Source organism: Maribacter sp. (assembly GCA_020629415.1).
In the GTDB taxonomy this organism is placed as follows: domain Bacteria; phylum Bacteroidota; class Bacteroidia; order Flavobacteriales; family Flavobacteriaceae; genus Maribacter; species Maribacter huludaoensis.
The window spans coordinates 52,605-68,218 of sequence record JAHDDL010000004.1 but is presented as its reverse complement, the minus strand read 5'-3'; the positions used below and the strand labels follow the sequence as shown (position 1 = coordinate 68,218).

Sequence of the window (15,614 nt, the reverse complement as noted above, 5' to 3'; positions counted from 1 at the left end):
TGATGAAAATAGCGGAATATATTAAGGCTTCAAAATTTGTTGTACAGTTTTAGAACGTTGTATTTTTCCACTATCGGTTCTTTGAAATTCTTTAGCTATCAAAATCGTTTTAGGTTTCTCAAATTTTTTGAATTCAGAAATACCATCAATAATTTTCTGAATGTCTTTAATTTCTGCATCTTCAACCACTAAAACCACTTTTTGCCCTAATTCATTATCTGTAACACCGGCAACAAAAAACGGAGTATCTATATAGTTTGATATTACTTTTTCAATATGTTCCGGATGCAACTTTACCCCACCAGAATTAATAACATTATCAAGTCTGCCCAACCAGTTAAACTTAGTTTTTGAAAGCATTTGGACCACATCATTGGTTACCACCGTTTCGTCTGAAATTTCTGAAGCATTAATTACCAAACAACCTCTATCATCTGTAGCAAGTTCTACATTTGGCAACACCGTAAAAGGAGCATCTTCAACTTCTTTATCGTTTAACGGTTTTATAGCGATATGAGTAATGGTTTCCGTCATACCATAGGTTTCATAAATGCTATTATCAACACCCTTTAAAGCTTCTCTTATTGAATTAGAAATAGGTGCACCACCAATAATTAATTTATGTATTTGATGTAGTTTAGATAAAGAGTTACTTACCTGTAAAGGTACCATAGCCGCAAAATCAAAAGAATCCGTAATACCTTCCAATGGGTATGAACTTGGTGGCACTAAATAAATATTTAGGCCCAAAACCATTGCTCTTATAAGCATCATTTTACCAGCTATATATGTTGCGGGCAGACAGAGTAAAGCAGTTGACCCAGGCTTAAGGTTAAAATAATTACCGGTTGCAAGAGCGCTATTTACCATCTGTTCTTTCTTCAATAGTATAGTCTTTGGAGCGCCCGTAGATCCTGAAGTTTTTACAGAAAGTGTTGGCAAATCATCTATCCAATCTAAAAGAAATTCACCTATATGCTTTTCAAATTCCTCGCCTTCTTTAATTAAACTATAACCAACCTCTTTTAAATCATCAAAAGAAATTGTCCTACCTTGAATTGAAAAACTAGGGTGTATTTTCATTTTGAATAAATTTTAGTTTTACTCTTGTGTCAATAAAAATTCTTCTTTAGATAGAACCTTACCGGTTAATTTTTCTTTCCAATCGGTCCATCCATATTTTTTTGAAAAGATGAGTAAAAGAATAGGAAAAGTAATAAATACAGGAACTAAAATATCCCAACCTAAAACTGGGTCTGAAATATCTCGATAAATTGAATTTGTTTGAAAAGCGGTCCAATCTGCAGTCATTAATAGAGCTCCAATTAAATTATTGGCTGCATGAAAACCTAAAGCCAATTCTAACCCCTCATCCATAAGCGTAATAATACCAAGAAAAAAACCAGTTCCTATATAATACACCATTATCCCATACCCTAACTTCTCTACTTCAGGATTACCTAAATGCATTAACCCAAAAAACACCGAGGTAACTATTAAAGGTACCCATCTATTTTTCACCGCAATACCTAAACCCTGCATCATATGTGCCCTAAATAAGTATTCTTCAAAACTTGTTTGCAAAGGAACTAGTAAGATACCTATCACTGCTAAAGTTAAAAATGGTACCAGTTTAAAATTAAAAACATAATCCTCAGGTGACAAATAAACTGCTATTAATGTCATTAAAACAGTTAAAACTCCCCATAATACAAAAGAAAAAAAGATTCTTTTCCAACTTATTCTCTTTCGAGATGTAGTTAAAGAAGTTATACTTTGAGAGTGTACTAATTTTGTCCAACCAAGCACCACAAGTAAACCAACTGCCAATGGAGCCAATATTATAATTAAAACCAGGTTAGAGCCGAAGCTATTAATCATCTGTGCCATACTATCTTCAACACTAACCGGAGATAACAAGATTGCTATATAGTTCAAAATCATAAAACCAATAAAACAACCAGGAATTATTAAATATTTCCATAATCCAATATCTCCTTTATAACCTTGCTCTATATACATAAACTATCTATTAAATTTTTATTCCATTTTTTAGAGCTGTTGTAAAACAACCCTCCGTTATTTACTTCTAACGGACTATCTATATTATTTGTAAATAAAGATCCCGTACCCAAACCTTGTGGCATTTGGTTACCTAACGTTGCGGTCCACTGTGCAATGGCATTTAAACCAATATTACTCTCTAATGCACTGGTAACCCACCAACCAATTTTATTCTTTTCGGCAATTTTAATCCATTCATTACTACCTGCAAAACCACCTACCAAGCTGGGCTTTAAAATAATATACTGTGGTTGTATAGTTTGTAGCAAGTCTACCTTTTTCGTTACATCTACTACACCAATTAATTCTTCATCTAAAGCAATTGGCAACGGTGTACTTTTACAAAGTCTTTGCATTTCTTCCCATTGTCCCTGTTTTATAGGTTGCTCAATTGAATGTAAATTAAGTTTTGACAATACTTCTAGCTTGGACAAGGCTTCTTTTGGAGAAAATGCACCGTTAGCATCTACTCGCAATTCAATTTCATCTTTAGAGTAACGCTCTCTAATAGATTTAAGCAATGCAATTTCCGTATCAAAATCAATGGCACCAATCTTCATTTTAATACATGAAAAACCATCTTTTAGCTTATCTTCTATTTGCTGATGCATAAATTCTTTATCGCCCATCCAAACCAGACCATTAATTGAAATTGGTTGTTGGTGTTCTAAAAAAGTGGAATCAAAAAGATGAAAAGGATTATTAGAACGCATGGACAAAAATGCCTGTTCCAAACCAAATTGAATACTAGGAAAATCTCTTAACTGTTCTACTAATTTAGCTTCCCCTAATTCAATATTCTCCGCAACCCAATTACATTTTTGCTCATATTCAGGCACATCATCAAAACTAAGTCCTCTAAAAAGTCCGCATTCACCTATTCCCCATTTACCTTCATCCTCCAAAATCAAAAACCACGTTTCTTTAGTTCGCAGAATTCCCCTAGAAGTTCCGCTAGGATTTTTAAAATCTAAAAGATACTTTTTAAATGTTGCTTTCATATTATCCTTCAAATTTAACTATATTTTGAGTTTAAACATGATGTTATGGACAGTATAGAAAATAAGGTAATCTGGATAACAGGAGCATCTTCAGGAATTGGCGAAGAACTAGCATACCAGCTAAACGAACTTGGCGCTAAAATTATACTTTCCGCAAGAAGGGAAACTGTGCTATTAAAAGTAAAAAACAAGTGCAAATATCAAGATCATGTAACCATATTGCCTCTAGACTTAACGGACTTCAATTCTTTAGGAATCGTTACTCAAAAAGCTATTAAAATTTATGGGCATATTGATATTTTAATCAACAATGGCGGATTAAGCCAGCGTTCCCTTATAGTTGACACAAAATTTGAAGTCTACCAACAAATGATAGACGTTAATTATCTGGGTACCATAAAATTGACCAAACACTTACTTGACCATTTTATAGCTCAAAAGAGCGGCCATTTTGTTACCGTTACTAGTTTAATGGGTAAATTTTCATCTCCTTATCGATCTGGGTATTGTGGTGCCAAACATGCGTTACATGGCTTCTTTGACGCATTGCGAATGGAGCATGAAAAAGACAATATCAATGTTTCTATCATCTGCCCTGGCTTTATACAAACCAATGTGGCTAAAAATGCATTAACGGGTGATGGTTCTGCATTACAAAAAGAAGACAATGCCACAGAAAACGGAATGCCGGTTAACGAATGTGCACAAAAAATAATCTCTGCAATTAAAAAGAAACGATTTGAAACTTACATAGGCGGAAAAGAAAAATTTGGTATTTACCTCAAAAGATTCTTCCCTAGACTTTTACATAAAGTGGTTATGAACAGTAAAGTTCGTTAAGCCTATTTAAAATTAAACCAGAAACGCACACCTTCTTGGGTTTTATCTGTATTCAATGAAGTTTGAAGCTGATTTGCCAATCTGCTCATTAAACGTATACCCATTGAGGAGCTTGCCCTTTCGTCTGAATCTTCAGGTAAACCTATTCCATTATCGGTATACTCAAAGAAACCTTCTTGACCAGCTATTTTTCGTAAATGAATATATATCTTTCCGTCACTATCATCGTTCGGGAATGCATATTTAAATGAATTAGAAACCAACTCGTTTAATATAAGTCCAAATGGTATTGCTCTATCAATATCCAATTCTACTCCTTCCGCATCAATGGTAATATTAATATTATGTCCGCCTTTTTTGTAAACCGATTGAATACTATTGATTAAACTTTCAATATAGCCCTGCATCTCAATTACCGATAAATCATCGTTTTGGTATAACTTCTGATGTATAAGGGCCATTGCTTTTACCCTACTCTTGCCTTCCTCCAATGCAGCAATAGCAGCTTTACTTCTTGTATTTTTAGTTTGTAAGCTCAACAAACTAGAGACCATTTGAAGGTTATTTTTAACCCTATGATGTATCTCTTTAAGTAATGAATCTTTCTCTACTAATGAATTTTCAATAATAAATTTCTGCTCGGCAATTAAACGTTGGTTTTTAATACTCTTTAAATACGCATATACTAAACCGGCAAAACCTATAAGTGTAAAAATCAAGGATACAAACACCAAACTAATCTTATCATCTCTTGCCTTAATATCTTTTCTAGATTCTTCTAACTGAGCTTTTTGTTGCTCCATAGTTTTTCTAGAATTCTCTAAATCTTGGGCAACAACAGAAGTTAATTGCTGATTCTTGATATTCGATGCTAATGCATCAATAGAATCCCTAATTCTTATGTTCTTCTTAAGGTATACCGTAGAGTTTTTGTAATCCCCGGTTTTAAAGTAATAATCTGCATAAATTCTATTACGCTTTAAAATATTATCAGACTTTATAGGATTAAGGTCATCGCTCAAATAATCGGTAGCTTTGGCATAATCATCCAACTTTAAATAACATTCTGCTAGAGCCAAGGTATTTTCAATAATATCAGAAGAGAATTTACTTTTATTGTATTTCTTGATGATATCCCTACTTTCTTCTAAAAACGGAATAGCTTTTTCATACTCACCTAACTGAACATGGCTTTTACCAATATTACCAATAATCAACCCGTTAAGAATTCTTCCGTCAGCAATTTCTTTATCAGAGCGCTCATTTGTGACATCACTTAAAAAAACTTTTATTAGTCCTTCGGCTTTTTTATAATAGCTTAACGCTGTAGCCGTTGATTTATCTAATCTTAAATAATCACCTATAGTATTGTTGTAGATTGCTTGACCGTAATAATCATCGTCTTTAAGTACTTTCTTTTCTTCGGTCATATAATCTCGCATAGCCTTTCTATACTGACCTAAACTTGCATAAATGTCATAAAAGGCGACATTATCAGTGAAACCTAATTCACGTTTAACCCTTCTAATCTCTATTTGCTTGTCATATAATTCAAGCATTTTATAATTATTGTCCAAAATGCCCAGAATAGTCTTTTTAGACTCCACATCTAACTTTAACAAGTCGTCATATAAAGGTCTTGCAATTGCCAAACTTTTCTCATAGTTACCTAAATCATAATAAATTTGGGACTCAATAAGTTGATAATTACGGATAGATACGGAATCTTTGGTTTTTTCAGAACTGTTCAAGTAAACCTTTACGGTATCTAACCAATCATACGGAGAATTCTGATTGTAACGATTTGGCGTATTGAAAAAGAAAAAAGAACGTAATTCACCATTCTCTAAATCTTGAAACTGTTTGTAGTAGTCTTCATTTTGAGTTGTAGTATTATCTTGTGCAAAAACTAGGCACGTATATACACCTAAAACCAAAGTGCACAATAATCTCAAAATATTCTGTTTTTTCATATCTCAATAAAAGCAGAATCAAACTTAAATCTTATTGTTGAATCTACTAAATTTTTGTTGTGAGCCTTCGTTACATGATTTTCAAATAACCTACAGCTCAAAAAGCGTGTTCTACGTACTTTTTAAAAATTCATAGAAAACCGAAACAAATTCTACACTTAAAACTAAGTTTTGAAGAAAAATAGCCGCGATTCCTAATATCTCAAAATTAAAAAGAACACATTGGTGTTAAGATTAATTGTTGTGTAACCCGCAATAGTTGTTGTGAAATCTATTTCATCTCTTTTTATAAGCATTTCATCGATAAAAATATACACTTTATCGATGATAAAATACATTTCATCTAAGTAAAATTCAAAAAAAAACACCTTAAAAAGGTGTCTTTTAAAAAATATTAGTTTTCTAATTAAGAATTCATAGCTGAAATTATAAATTCCTTAAAATCTTTAGAAATCGGAATCAATGTATTATTTATCATAATATCCTTAGAATTAATTGCATCTATATGATCAACATTTACGATATATGATTTGTGCGCTCTATAAAATTTATTCTGCGGTAATTTCTCTAAATAATCTTTTAAAGGAGAACGTACCAAGAATTTTTTATCGATCGTATTTACCTCCAAATAAACATTATCTGCTTTTATAAATTGAATATCACCAAATTGTATTCTATAATACAGATGTTGCTTTTTTACGAAAATTGAGTCTTTTAATATAGAATTGGACATTGCAACATCTTCAGTGTTGGCAGTATTTGCCGCACCATTATTTGCCGCAGTCTGCTTACCGTAAATAAAATTGGATAATGCTATTTCTATAGAAGTATATAGATCTTGCTGCTCAAATGGTTTAACCAGGTAACCATTTGGCTTCACTGTCTTTGCATTTTCAACTGTTGCCCTATCAGAGTTAGAAGTTACAAAAATGAAAGGAATATCATAATTCTCCCTAATATGTTTCCCTAAATCAATACCCGTTTTATCAGATGCAAGAATGATATCAATTAAAACAAGATCTACCTGTTGGGTCTTTAAAACCTCTACAGCTTGTTCGTAGACAATTACATTATCTACAATTTCATATCCTATTTCCTCTAGCATAGATTGCATATCATCGGCGATGATCACATTATCCTCAACAATTAGAATTTTTATGGGTTGTTCCAAGGTTTAAATTGGTTTGTGGGTTATACTCAAAATTACAAAAAATAATAATAACTAATAAAAAACAACAGGGCGATAAAAAAGGTACTTAAAGCCAATTTTTTAAGCTCTGGATCTAGTTCTGCCTCATTATTAGTACGTGCTACTTTTCTTAAATGTACAAATATGAAAAGGTAGCCTACAAGACATACATAACGCAATTGCGATCCATTTGTTGTAATCAAAAAACAAAACAGACATAAAAACGAGATAATTGACAATGTGTAGTGATATTTTTTTGCACTTGGTAAACCCATTTTTACGACCATGGTGTTCTTACCTACAGCAGCATCAGATCTATAGTCCCGCATATTATTAAGGTTTAGGACACCAACACTCAAAAGACCTATAGAAATTGCCGGTAAAAAGGTCATAAAGGAAATAGCTTTTAAGTATAAGAACATAGAACCTAAAACACTTACCAACCCAAAAAATATGAATACAAAAATATCGCCAAGTCCATTATAACCATAGGCAGATTTACCTACCGTGTATGTTATTGCGGCCCAAATTGCAAAAGCTCCCAATAATAAGAACAACAAGGGATATAGCATGTTATCTAAACCAAAAGACGTAATAATTAGCGATACAATGAGAATTGCATTTACAACGATACTAATATAAATACCTGTCTTTAATTGAGCAGCTGTGAGAAGACCGCTCTGCAAAGCACGTTTGGGTCCTAATCTATCATCACCATCCGTACCTTTTACGCCATCTCCATAATCGTTGGCAAAATTAGAGGTAACTTGTAACCCAATAGTAGTTAATATCGCCAATATAAAAATAGTGCTGTTGGTAATCCCATGATAAGCGGCCAAAGCACTGCCTACAAGTATTCCAGAAATGGATAAAGGGAGCGTTCTAAGTCTTGCTGCGTTTAGCCAAGCTCTAACTTTAGTCACTAAAACGGATCTTCTATTTGAATTCTTTTACCATCTTGGTAAGAAGCAACAAAAGCATCTCCAAAACCAATATCCACTAATTGTTTTCTAAAAGATTGAGCTTCTTCTAAAGTCTCAAAATTACCTAATGAATAAGAATAAAAAGGGTTTGTTTTTACAAAGAGCGTATTGGTCAAAGCTTCTGAAGCCAAGGTCACGTTATTATCTACAAAAGACTTAACCTGAACAGAATATATCTTTTCTTTTTGCAAAAATTCCTTAGCCAGGTAAAACTCTTTTACAAGACTTAATTCTTCGTTTTGTTCTTTTAAATTTTCAAGTCGGGTTCTAATGGCATCTACACTATCGATAGAAGTTAAAACTAAATCGTTCGATGAGTTTCTACTAAACCCTCCTGAACTTGAGATACCTGCCGTGTAAGAGGTAAAAGCCAAACCGCCAATAATAAAAAAGGCAGTTATACCAGCCAATATATTTCGCTGAATCTTACTCTTCTTTAATTCTTTATTCTTGAACTTTATTTGATCCAATAAGCGCTCATTAATAATCTGGGCCTTATCGACATCTTTATGTAATTCCAATAAATCACTTTCTTCTATAAAAGGCATAATTACAGGGGTAATTTTTAAGCTTAAAACTTAAATGTAAGCCAAAAATTGTTAATAACTTTTTATTTACAACAAAAATAAAATTAAATGTAAGGTATTACAAAAAACTAGACGATTATTTGAAATATTCTGTTGAAAATCAATAAGAATTGAATATTCTTACAATTTTAGTTTAATCGTCCAAAAGAGTAATACCATCAGATTCTATTTTGATTTTACGTTCTCTATATAATGTACCCAGACCTTTTTTAAAGGTCTTTTTGCTCATCTGAAAAACGTCTCTAATTTCTTCGGGTGCAGATTTGTCATGCAAACCTAAAAACCCACCGCTATCTACCAGAACTTCATATATTTTTTTAGCTGCAGGCTCCAGTACTTTTGCACCTAATGGCTGTAATGAAATATCTAATTTATTATCTTTCCTAATGGTCTTAATACAACCAGGTATTACATCACCAATATTAATTGGTTTAAATACTTCATTAAAGTAAACCAGACCTTTGTGTTTTTCGTTTACAATGACCTCCCAACCTAAATCTGTTTGTCTGGTAACCACCAAATCTACCTTTTCCCATTCCTTAAGGTCAATGGTATCATTATTCAAAAATTTATCGAGCTTGTTAGAAGCCACTAATCTACCGGAACGATCATCTAAATAACAGTGGACAACATACCACTGCCCTTCTTTCATCTTTACCCTTTGTTCACGAAATGGAACCAAAAGATGTTTTTCAAGGCCCCATTGCATAAATGCGCCAAATTCGTTTACCTCCGCTACTTGTAATAATCTAAATTCCCCTAACATTATGTCCGGTTCCAAGGTAGTTGCAACTGGTCTTTCATCATAATCCAAATAACAGAAAACTTTAATTTTCTCACCTATTTCATATGCTGTTGGCACATATTTATTTGGCAACAATACATCATTTCCATCTTCATCTCCCAAAAAAAGCCCCACACTAGTGTCTCTTAAAATTTCAAGGTTGTTTATACGTCCTAATTCTATCATGTTGCAAAATTACATTTTAAATATTTAAAATTTAAGCTAAAAAAAAAGACCGTTACCAAAAGGGTAACGGTCTTTACTTTGTTTGTCATCTGACTATTTATCGTAAACAGATTCTTTTTTGAAATGTTGACAAAGCTTGTAGTAAATTACAGCTCTGTGCTTGTTTCTGTTAGATGAACCGTACTTGTCCATAACAGTTGCAATAGCTTCATCTAATTTAGCATTGTCAGGTAGACCCAACTTTTTGATCAAGTAATTGTTCTTTACGGTATCCAATTCTTTTTGATCGCTACCAGATACTTTAGAAGCATCAATATTGTAAATAGATGGTCCAAGACCAACAGTTACTTTTTTAAGCAAATCCATATCTGCATTCTCACCAAATTTATCTTTGATATCTGCAGCATACTTTTCGATTAAATCGTCTCTTTTACTCATGTTAAATGTGTTATAATTAATGGTTAATACACCACTAAGATATGAAACGAAAATAATCAATCAAAATTTTATCGTTTATTAATGTAGGCGTAGTAATTTCCAGTAATTGCGGACGACTAGATACTTTGAAAAAACTACCCAATTGATGCTGTAGCTCTACCGATGTTCTCGCCGTTATATAATCAAAGCCATACATGGCACAAAGATGCGCTGCGTTTAATGAGTGCCTGGTCTCAAAATAGGTTTCAAAAACATGTGAATTCTCTTTTCCCGGAAGTATTCTAAAAATTCCACCACCACCATTATTAATCAAAATTATCCTAAAGTCAGATCTTAAGTAACTATTCCACAATGCATTACTATCGTAAAAAAAACTCAGATCACCTGTAATGAAAAGTGTAGGTGCACTACTAACCACAGATGCCCCTACAGCGGTAGAAGTACTGCCATCTATGCCACTGGTACCTCTATTACAAAAGACTTTTACGGTAGGGTTTATGTTGAACAACTGGGCATATCTAATGGTAGAGCTATTCGCCAATTGTAGGGTATAGTCATTTGGTATAGCTGTTAAAATATGTTCAAAAGCCAAGAAATCCGAAAATGGAATTTCTTTTAAATATGCCTCTCTTTTTTGTTCATAGTTCTTTTTAATCAAATTCCAGTGCGTAAAATAATCACTTTTTGTGATAGTATTATCCGTATACATTTCACTAAAAAAATCACTTACAGAAACTTTTATATGTTCTTCTAAACAGAAAAAAGTATCGTTTGCAAATTGCCCGCCAACATGCCAATGGTGTTCTGGCACATAATCTCTTAAAAAAGCCTTTACTTTCTTTGAAACTATGAGTCCGCCAAAAGTAATAAGCACCTCAGGTTTTAGCTTTTTAAACAACAATTCCCTGTTAGTATGCATTTCTATAGGTGCAACTAAAGAATCAATACTATTGAAAAAATTAGGATGGTGAATGTTAGATGTAGTTTCTGTCAACACCAGAACACTTGGATCATTAGCTAATTTCTCTAGCAATATATCTGTAATAATATTTGGAGTATTTACCCCAACTAAAACCATTTTACGGGTAGAAGTATTCCAAATGCGTTTATGGTCTTCTAAACTGATCACATCTTCCACCTTTACCGGTATAGCACTTATTTGAGGAGCTATTGAAGGTTCTGAAAGCGTATTGTACAAAGGTTCTTCAAAAGGGGCATTTATGTGTACTGGAGTATTGGTAGTCAGCGCAATTTCTAAAGCAAGGTTTAATTCCGCATCATTGTAATTTTGAACTTCTTGCTGAACATCGCTTACTTCCTTATCAGAAATCCACTCTGGTCTATATTGCAACACCTTATTTGTGGCATGACTTACATCTTGTTTTAGATTGGCAGAATATCTAATATGATTTTCAAATACATTTTGTTGATTTATTGTTTGCCCATCCCCTATTCCTAATTTATAAACCGGTCTATCCGCAGAAATAACCAATAGCGGAATATTACTAAAATACGCCTCTGCTACCGCGGGATAATAGTTTAAAAGAGCACTCCCAGAAGTACATAAAACTACAACAGGCTTCTGCAGTTGTTGCGCCATGCCCAAGGCAAAAAAAGCGGCACAACGTTCGTCAACAATGCTATAACAGGCAAAATAAGGATTCTCCGCAAATGCTATGGTCAAAGGTGCATTCCTGGATCCTGGTGATATTACTACATTAGTAATATGCTTTGCCCGGCAATGTTGAACAATAGATTGTGCGGTAGGTATAGCGGAGTATTTCATGTAGTTCAAAAATACGACCAAAGCAGATCATCTCCCAAAAGTTGGGTATCTATTTACTAAGTAGAACACGCAACATGGTACTACTTTTTAAAGCAGTTTCTTCCCACTCCTTTTCAGGTACAGAGTCCTTTGTAATACCACCACCTACATATATTTTAACCTTTTGATCACACAATTGCATGCAGCGGAGATTCACAAAAAGTTCAGAAGTTTTCATAACGCTTCTATAGGCACTATTCTCTTGGTTACGACGATTTTTATTCCGTGGCAATTCTGTTTTCGTATTCAGCTCTCCTAAAAATCCGGTATAAAAACTACGTTCGTACAATTCGTTTTCTAAAATAAACTTTTTAGCGTTTTCTAACGGACTTCCGCAAACCGCGGGTGTTGGGTGTAACGCCTTTAGTACATTACCAAATTTGTTGGGTGCAAAGGTGCCATTCATTTCTGTTCTTAGATGCCAAAGCTGACCAGCTTTAATAGACTCTCTTTCAGAACTATTTATAGATACAACCTTGTCCTTTAAAGTTTCAAAAATATAATCGGTAACCAATTGCTGTTCCTGTAATTCCTTATTGGTCCAAGTTGGTTCCTTATCACCTACCGCAACTTGTGTACCTGCCAATGACATTGTCGTAAATTGAGAGCCAATACCCTTTACTAGAATTTCTGGTGTAGCTCCCATCCAAGCTCCAATTTTTGGATGATACCAGAAATAACAAAAAGCATTTTTATATGCTGAAAGAATGCGTTGATAAATTTTAAAATAATCGTCCTTACAAATGACCTCTATTTTTCTTGAAAGTACAACCTTATCGAAATCTTCTCTACCGATACTTTCAATAGCTTTTGATATCAATTTAAGATATCTGCCCTTCTCCGCAGCATCATTCTGTGGTGTTCCATGACCGCTCTGTATAACCTCATCAAAAGAATCTAAACCAACTTTTTCTACAGCGTCCATTTTCATTAGTATAGCATCCGAATTTAAGTCGAACGGAGCAAAAACGAATCCGGTTTCGGTAAAATCCACAACCTTATGAAGGGCATCGTCATCTTGAAAAATACCCACCAATTCATTTTCATTGGGCTTACTGTACAATACAAAAGGCAACTGCTCTTTAAAGCAATCTTTGGCACGATAAAAAAGTGGTTGCACCATACTAGTTTCTGGGTAATGCGATAGTGGTTAATTTACAAAGAGAGACCAATTGATCATCTTCATTGGTAACCCTTATTTCCCACAATTGCGTAGTTCTACCCTTGTGCATAATGGTAGCTTTAGCAAAGACAAAACCATCTTTTACGCTTTTAACGTGATTGGCAGTAATTTCCAAACCCCTAACAAAGAATTTATTACCGTCTAGAAAAACATAAGATGCAGCGCTACCAATACTTTCTGCCAATGCCGCTGTAGCCCCACCGTGCAAAACCCCGTCCGGTTGATGTACTTTAGGGGTTACGGGCATTTTAGCCAACAAAAAATCTTCTCCTACATCAATGTATTCGATCTCCAGAGTCTCCATCAAGGTATTTTTAGAAGATTCGTTACAAATTTTAAGAATTTTCTCTTTGTAGTCGTTCATTCTTTTTTTTGTAAAATTAAGCATTACATTACCAAAAGAAAAGGATAACAGTAATGATCGTTTTATGAAAAACCAAATAAAAAATGTAAGCTACAGAACTACGAATACGTATGAAACGTTAAACGAATTGAATAGCAACACCAAGCAAATTTGGATTGTTTTTCATGGCATAGGTTTCTTAAGTCGATTTTTTCTAAAGTACTTTAATGAGCTTCCCAAAAGTGAAAATTATATCATTGCTCCTCAAGCACCTTCTAAATACTATTTAAAAAATGAATATAAACATGTAGGCGCAAGTTGGTTGACAAAAGAAAATACGGCACTTGAAACCAAGAATCTATATCATTATTTAGATGCGGTTATAGAAAATGAAAAACTGCCATCTGATCGTAAAATTGTTTTCTTTGGATTTTCACAAGGAATTTCAATAGCACTTCGTTATTTGGCGTATTCCAAAATAGAATGCTCAAAATTGATACTTTACGCTGGAGGAATTCCCAAGGAATTAGAAGGATCTGACTTTACACATTTAAGAGACAAAACAGAAATATTTTCGGTTACAGGAAGCAACGATGAATTTTTAACACCAAATAGGTTAAAAGAAGAAAACACAAAACTTAAAACACTTTTTGGAGATACTATCATATATACTACTTTTAACGGTGGACACGAAGTGAAAAAAGAAGTTATAAATCAATTTGCAAAATGAACACTGCACCAACCTTAGAAAATGAGCGGGTTATACTGAGTCCGTTGAACATAGATAATTATGAAAAGCTTATACCTATAGCTTCACAGGAAAATTTGGTTCAATACTCCCCTTCCAATATTGAAACTCCCGGCGTTTTAAAAAAATATGTTGAAACGGCATTACAGCAATTAGCGGCAGGCACAAGTATACCCTTTATTATTTATGACAAAAAACACAAAGTCTATGCAGGTTCTACCCGTTTCATGCATATCAATAAAATTAACAAAGTGCTACATATTGGATTTACATGGGTCGGCCGTGAATTTCACGGTACAGGATTAAATACACAAATGAAAAAACTAATGCTGGACTATGCTTTCCAAACAATGGATTTTGAAAAAGTAGAGTTTCGTGTAGACGAAAGAAATATAGCATCAAGAAAAGCAGTAGAAAAACTAGGGTGCACCTTAGAAGGCATACTGAGAAAAGATGTGTACCTATTAGATGGTTTTAAAAGAAATACATGCTGTTATGGGCTTCTGCGCGAAGAATGGCAAAACGGAAACAAATAAGCATGACTACTCTATAATTTTTTTCTCGGCAAGATAGTACGTAATTTTTCTAGTAGTATAGGTATTATCGGGCGTCACAATTTGTTTGATCCAATTGCCTGGCTCTGAATTATCATATTGATAGATGTACTCCTTTTTTATGATACCGGCACCTCTTTTGGCGGTTTCGGCTATCAACATTCCTTTTTCATCGTATTCATAGCTGGTACGCGTCGTTGGCTCAAATTTTTTCAGTTCAGAATTATATTCAAATTCTTGTTGCGCCATTAATCTCCCATCCATACTGAACACTTCCTCAAAAGCTTCGCTTTCTTCACCATTTAAATACTCTTTAGTTAAAACGACCCTTTGTTCCGGTTTATTTGCAGGCTTTAAAGTTGAAGTTCTAATAGATTTTACTGGGTTGTCATTTAACAAATAAGTTACGGTATTTTCTCCTTTAAACTTCTTGTGCTCTACCAACGTTTTATCTGTACCATCATTATTTGTTCTCTCAATACTTGCCAAATCTCCAAACTCATCATAAACATATATATATTGATCTAAAAATTGCTTGTCATAAGAAAATATACGCTCCTGTATGGTTAAATTATCTGTAGAATCTATTTCATAAAAATGGGCTATAGATGTACTTGGATCAAAAGTATTGTTCCTGTAAGATTCAGCTCTTTTCTCTAAAAGCTCCCCTTTGCTGTACTTATAATAAACAACATCATAATCTGCCTCATTATATCTGGTTACGGATTTAGTCAATAGACCGTTCTTATTAAAGTCGTATTCCTCTTTACCATAATCGGTACTTACCAAACAGAATTTTACATCACCTTTTAAATCAAAATCTTCTAATGTAAAGATTTGAATTTCTTGTCCTCTTACGATAGAAAAAGCCGCAATAAAAACAAATAAAAACAGAAAATATCGTTTCTTGACCATA

The 15,614-nt window shown here is 33.6% G+C and carries 16 protein-coding genes; 3 read left to right on the top strand and 13 right to left on the bottom strand.

All coding sequences use genetic code 11. The annotated features are described in order from the left end of the window. Positions 1-21 precede the first annotated feature (21 nt). The 3 genes from QZ657_RS02960 to QZ657_RS02950 are packed head-to-tail and all read right to left on the bottom strand — an operon-like array spanning position 22 to position 3,065. Positions 22-1,083, bottom strand: coding sequence for an AMP-binding protein (locus QZ657_RS02960; RefSeq protein ID WP_291964881.1), 1,062 nt, complete (start codon positions 1,081-1,083; stop codon positions 22-24). Positions 1,084-1,101: 18 nt separating this feature from the next. After that, positions 1,102-2,022 (bottom strand): CPBP family intramembrane glutamic endopeptidase, encoded by a 921-nt coding sequence (locus tag QZ657_RS02955; protein WP_291964879.1) that lies wholly within the window; start codon positions 2,020-2,022, stop codon positions 1,102-1,104. After that, positions 2,013-3,065: an o-succinylbenzoate synthase gene (locus QZ657_RS02950; protein WP_291964877.1), complete on the bottom strand. Its 1,053-nt coding sequence runs from the start codon at positions 3,063-3,065 to the stop codon at positions 2,013-2,015. Before QZ657_RS02950 ends, QZ657_RS02955 begins: the two co-directional genes overlap by 10 nt. 45 nt (positions 3,066-3,110) lie before the next feature. Between QZ657_RS02950 and QZ657_RS02945 the strand changes: the two genes are divergently transcribed. Then, positions 3,111-3,905 carry an SDR family oxidoreductase gene (locus tag QZ657_RS02945; RefSeq protein WP_291962476.1) on the top strand — a complete coding sequence of 265 codons (795 nt, stop codon included), beginning with the start codon at positions 3,111-3,113 and terminating at the stop codon, positions 3,903-3,905. A 2-nt stretch (positions 3,906-3,907) separates the two neighbouring features. Here the strand turns inward: QZ657_RS02945 and QZ657_RS02940 are convergent, their stop codons facing one another. From QZ657_RS02940 to QZ657_RS02900, 9 genes are all read right to left on the bottom strand, one after another. Continuing rightward, complete coding sequence (locus QZ657_RS02940; RefSeq protein ID WP_276473035.1) at positions 3,908-5,878, bottom strand: sensor histidine kinase; 1,971 nt, start codon at positions 5,876-5,878, stop codon at positions 3,908-3,910. 406 nt (positions 5,879-6,284) lie between these two features. After that, positions 6,285-7,049 (bottom strand): LytR/AlgR family response regulator transcription factor, encoded by a 765-nt coding sequence (locus QZ657_RS02935; protein WP_291964875.1) that lies wholly within the window; start codon positions 7,047-7,049, stop codon positions 6,285-6,287. Between the two features lie 32 nt (positions 7,050-7,081). Continuing rightward, a complete protein-coding gene (gene menA / locus QZ657_RS02930) occupies positions 7,082-7,990 on the bottom strand; it encodes a 1,4-dihydroxy-2-naphthoate octaprenyltransferase (protein ID WP_291964873.1) in 909 nt (302 codons plus the stop codon). Then, positions 7,990-8,598: an SPOR domain-containing protein gene (locus QZ657_RS02925; protein WP_276473038.1), complete on the bottom strand. Its 609-nt coding sequence runs from the start codon at positions 8,596-8,598 to the stop codon at positions 7,990-7,992. Before QZ657_RS02925 ends, menA begins: the two co-directional genes overlap by 1 nt. Positions 8,599-8,770: 172 nt before the next feature. Further along, positions 8,771-9,607 (bottom strand): S1 RNA-binding domain-containing protein, encoded by an 837-nt coding sequence (locus QZ657_RS02920; RefSeq protein WP_291964871.1) that lies wholly within the window; start codon positions 9,605-9,607, stop codon positions 8,771-8,773. A gap of 93 nt (positions 9,608-9,700) precedes the next feature. After that, entirely contained in the window at positions 9,701-10,045 is a 345-nt protein-coding gene (locus QZ657_RS02915; RefSeq protein ID WP_133673696.1) for a DUF2853 family protein, read from the bottom strand. Between the two features lie 34 nt (positions 10,046-10,079). Then, positions 10,080-11,831: a 2-succinyl-5-enolpyruvyl-6-hydroxy-3-cyclohexene-1-carboxylic-acid synthase gene (gene menD, locus QZ657_RS02910; protein WP_291964869.1), complete on the bottom strand. Its 1,752-nt coding sequence runs from the start codon at positions 11,829-11,831 to the stop codon at positions 10,080-10,082. A gap of 49 nt (positions 11,832-11,880) precedes the next feature. After that, positions 11,881-12,993, bottom strand: coding sequence for a chorismate-binding protein (locus QZ657_RS02905; protein WP_291962465.1), 1,113 nt, complete (start codon positions 12,991-12,993; stop codon positions 11,881-11,883). A 1-nt stretch (position 12,994) separates the two neighbouring features. Then, positions 12,995-13,417, bottom strand: coding sequence for a PaaI family thioesterase (locus QZ657_RS02900; RefSeq protein ID WP_276473042.1), 423 nt, complete (start codon positions 13,415-13,417; stop codon positions 12,995-12,997). 64 nt (positions 13,418-13,481) lie between these two features. Here QZ657_RS02900 and QZ657_RS02895 point away from each other — a divergent pair, with 64 nt between their 5' ends. Next, positions 13,482-14,126 (top strand): alpha/beta hydrolase, encoded by a 645-nt coding sequence (locus QZ657_RS02895; protein ID WP_291962460.1) that lies wholly within the window; start codon positions 13,482-13,484, stop codon positions 14,124-14,126. Next, the gene (locus QZ657_RS02890; protein ID WP_291964867.1) at positions 14,123-14,680 is read left to right on the top strand and encodes a GNAT family N-acetyltransferase; all 558 of its coding nucleotides are present in this window, start codon (positions 14,123-14,125) and stop codon (positions 14,678-14,680) included. The genes QZ657_RS02895 and QZ657_RS02890 overlap by 4 nt, the downstream gene beginning before the upstream one ends. Positions 14,681-14,686: 6 nt before the next feature. Here the strand turns inward: QZ657_RS02890 and QZ657_RS02885 are convergent, their stop codons facing one another. Then, positions 14,687-15,613, bottom strand: a complete 927-nt coding sequence (locus QZ657_RS02885) for a hypothetical protein (RefSeq protein WP_291964865.1) — start codon at positions 15,611-15,613, stop codon at positions 14,687-14,689. Position 15,614: the final 1 nt, after the last annotated feature.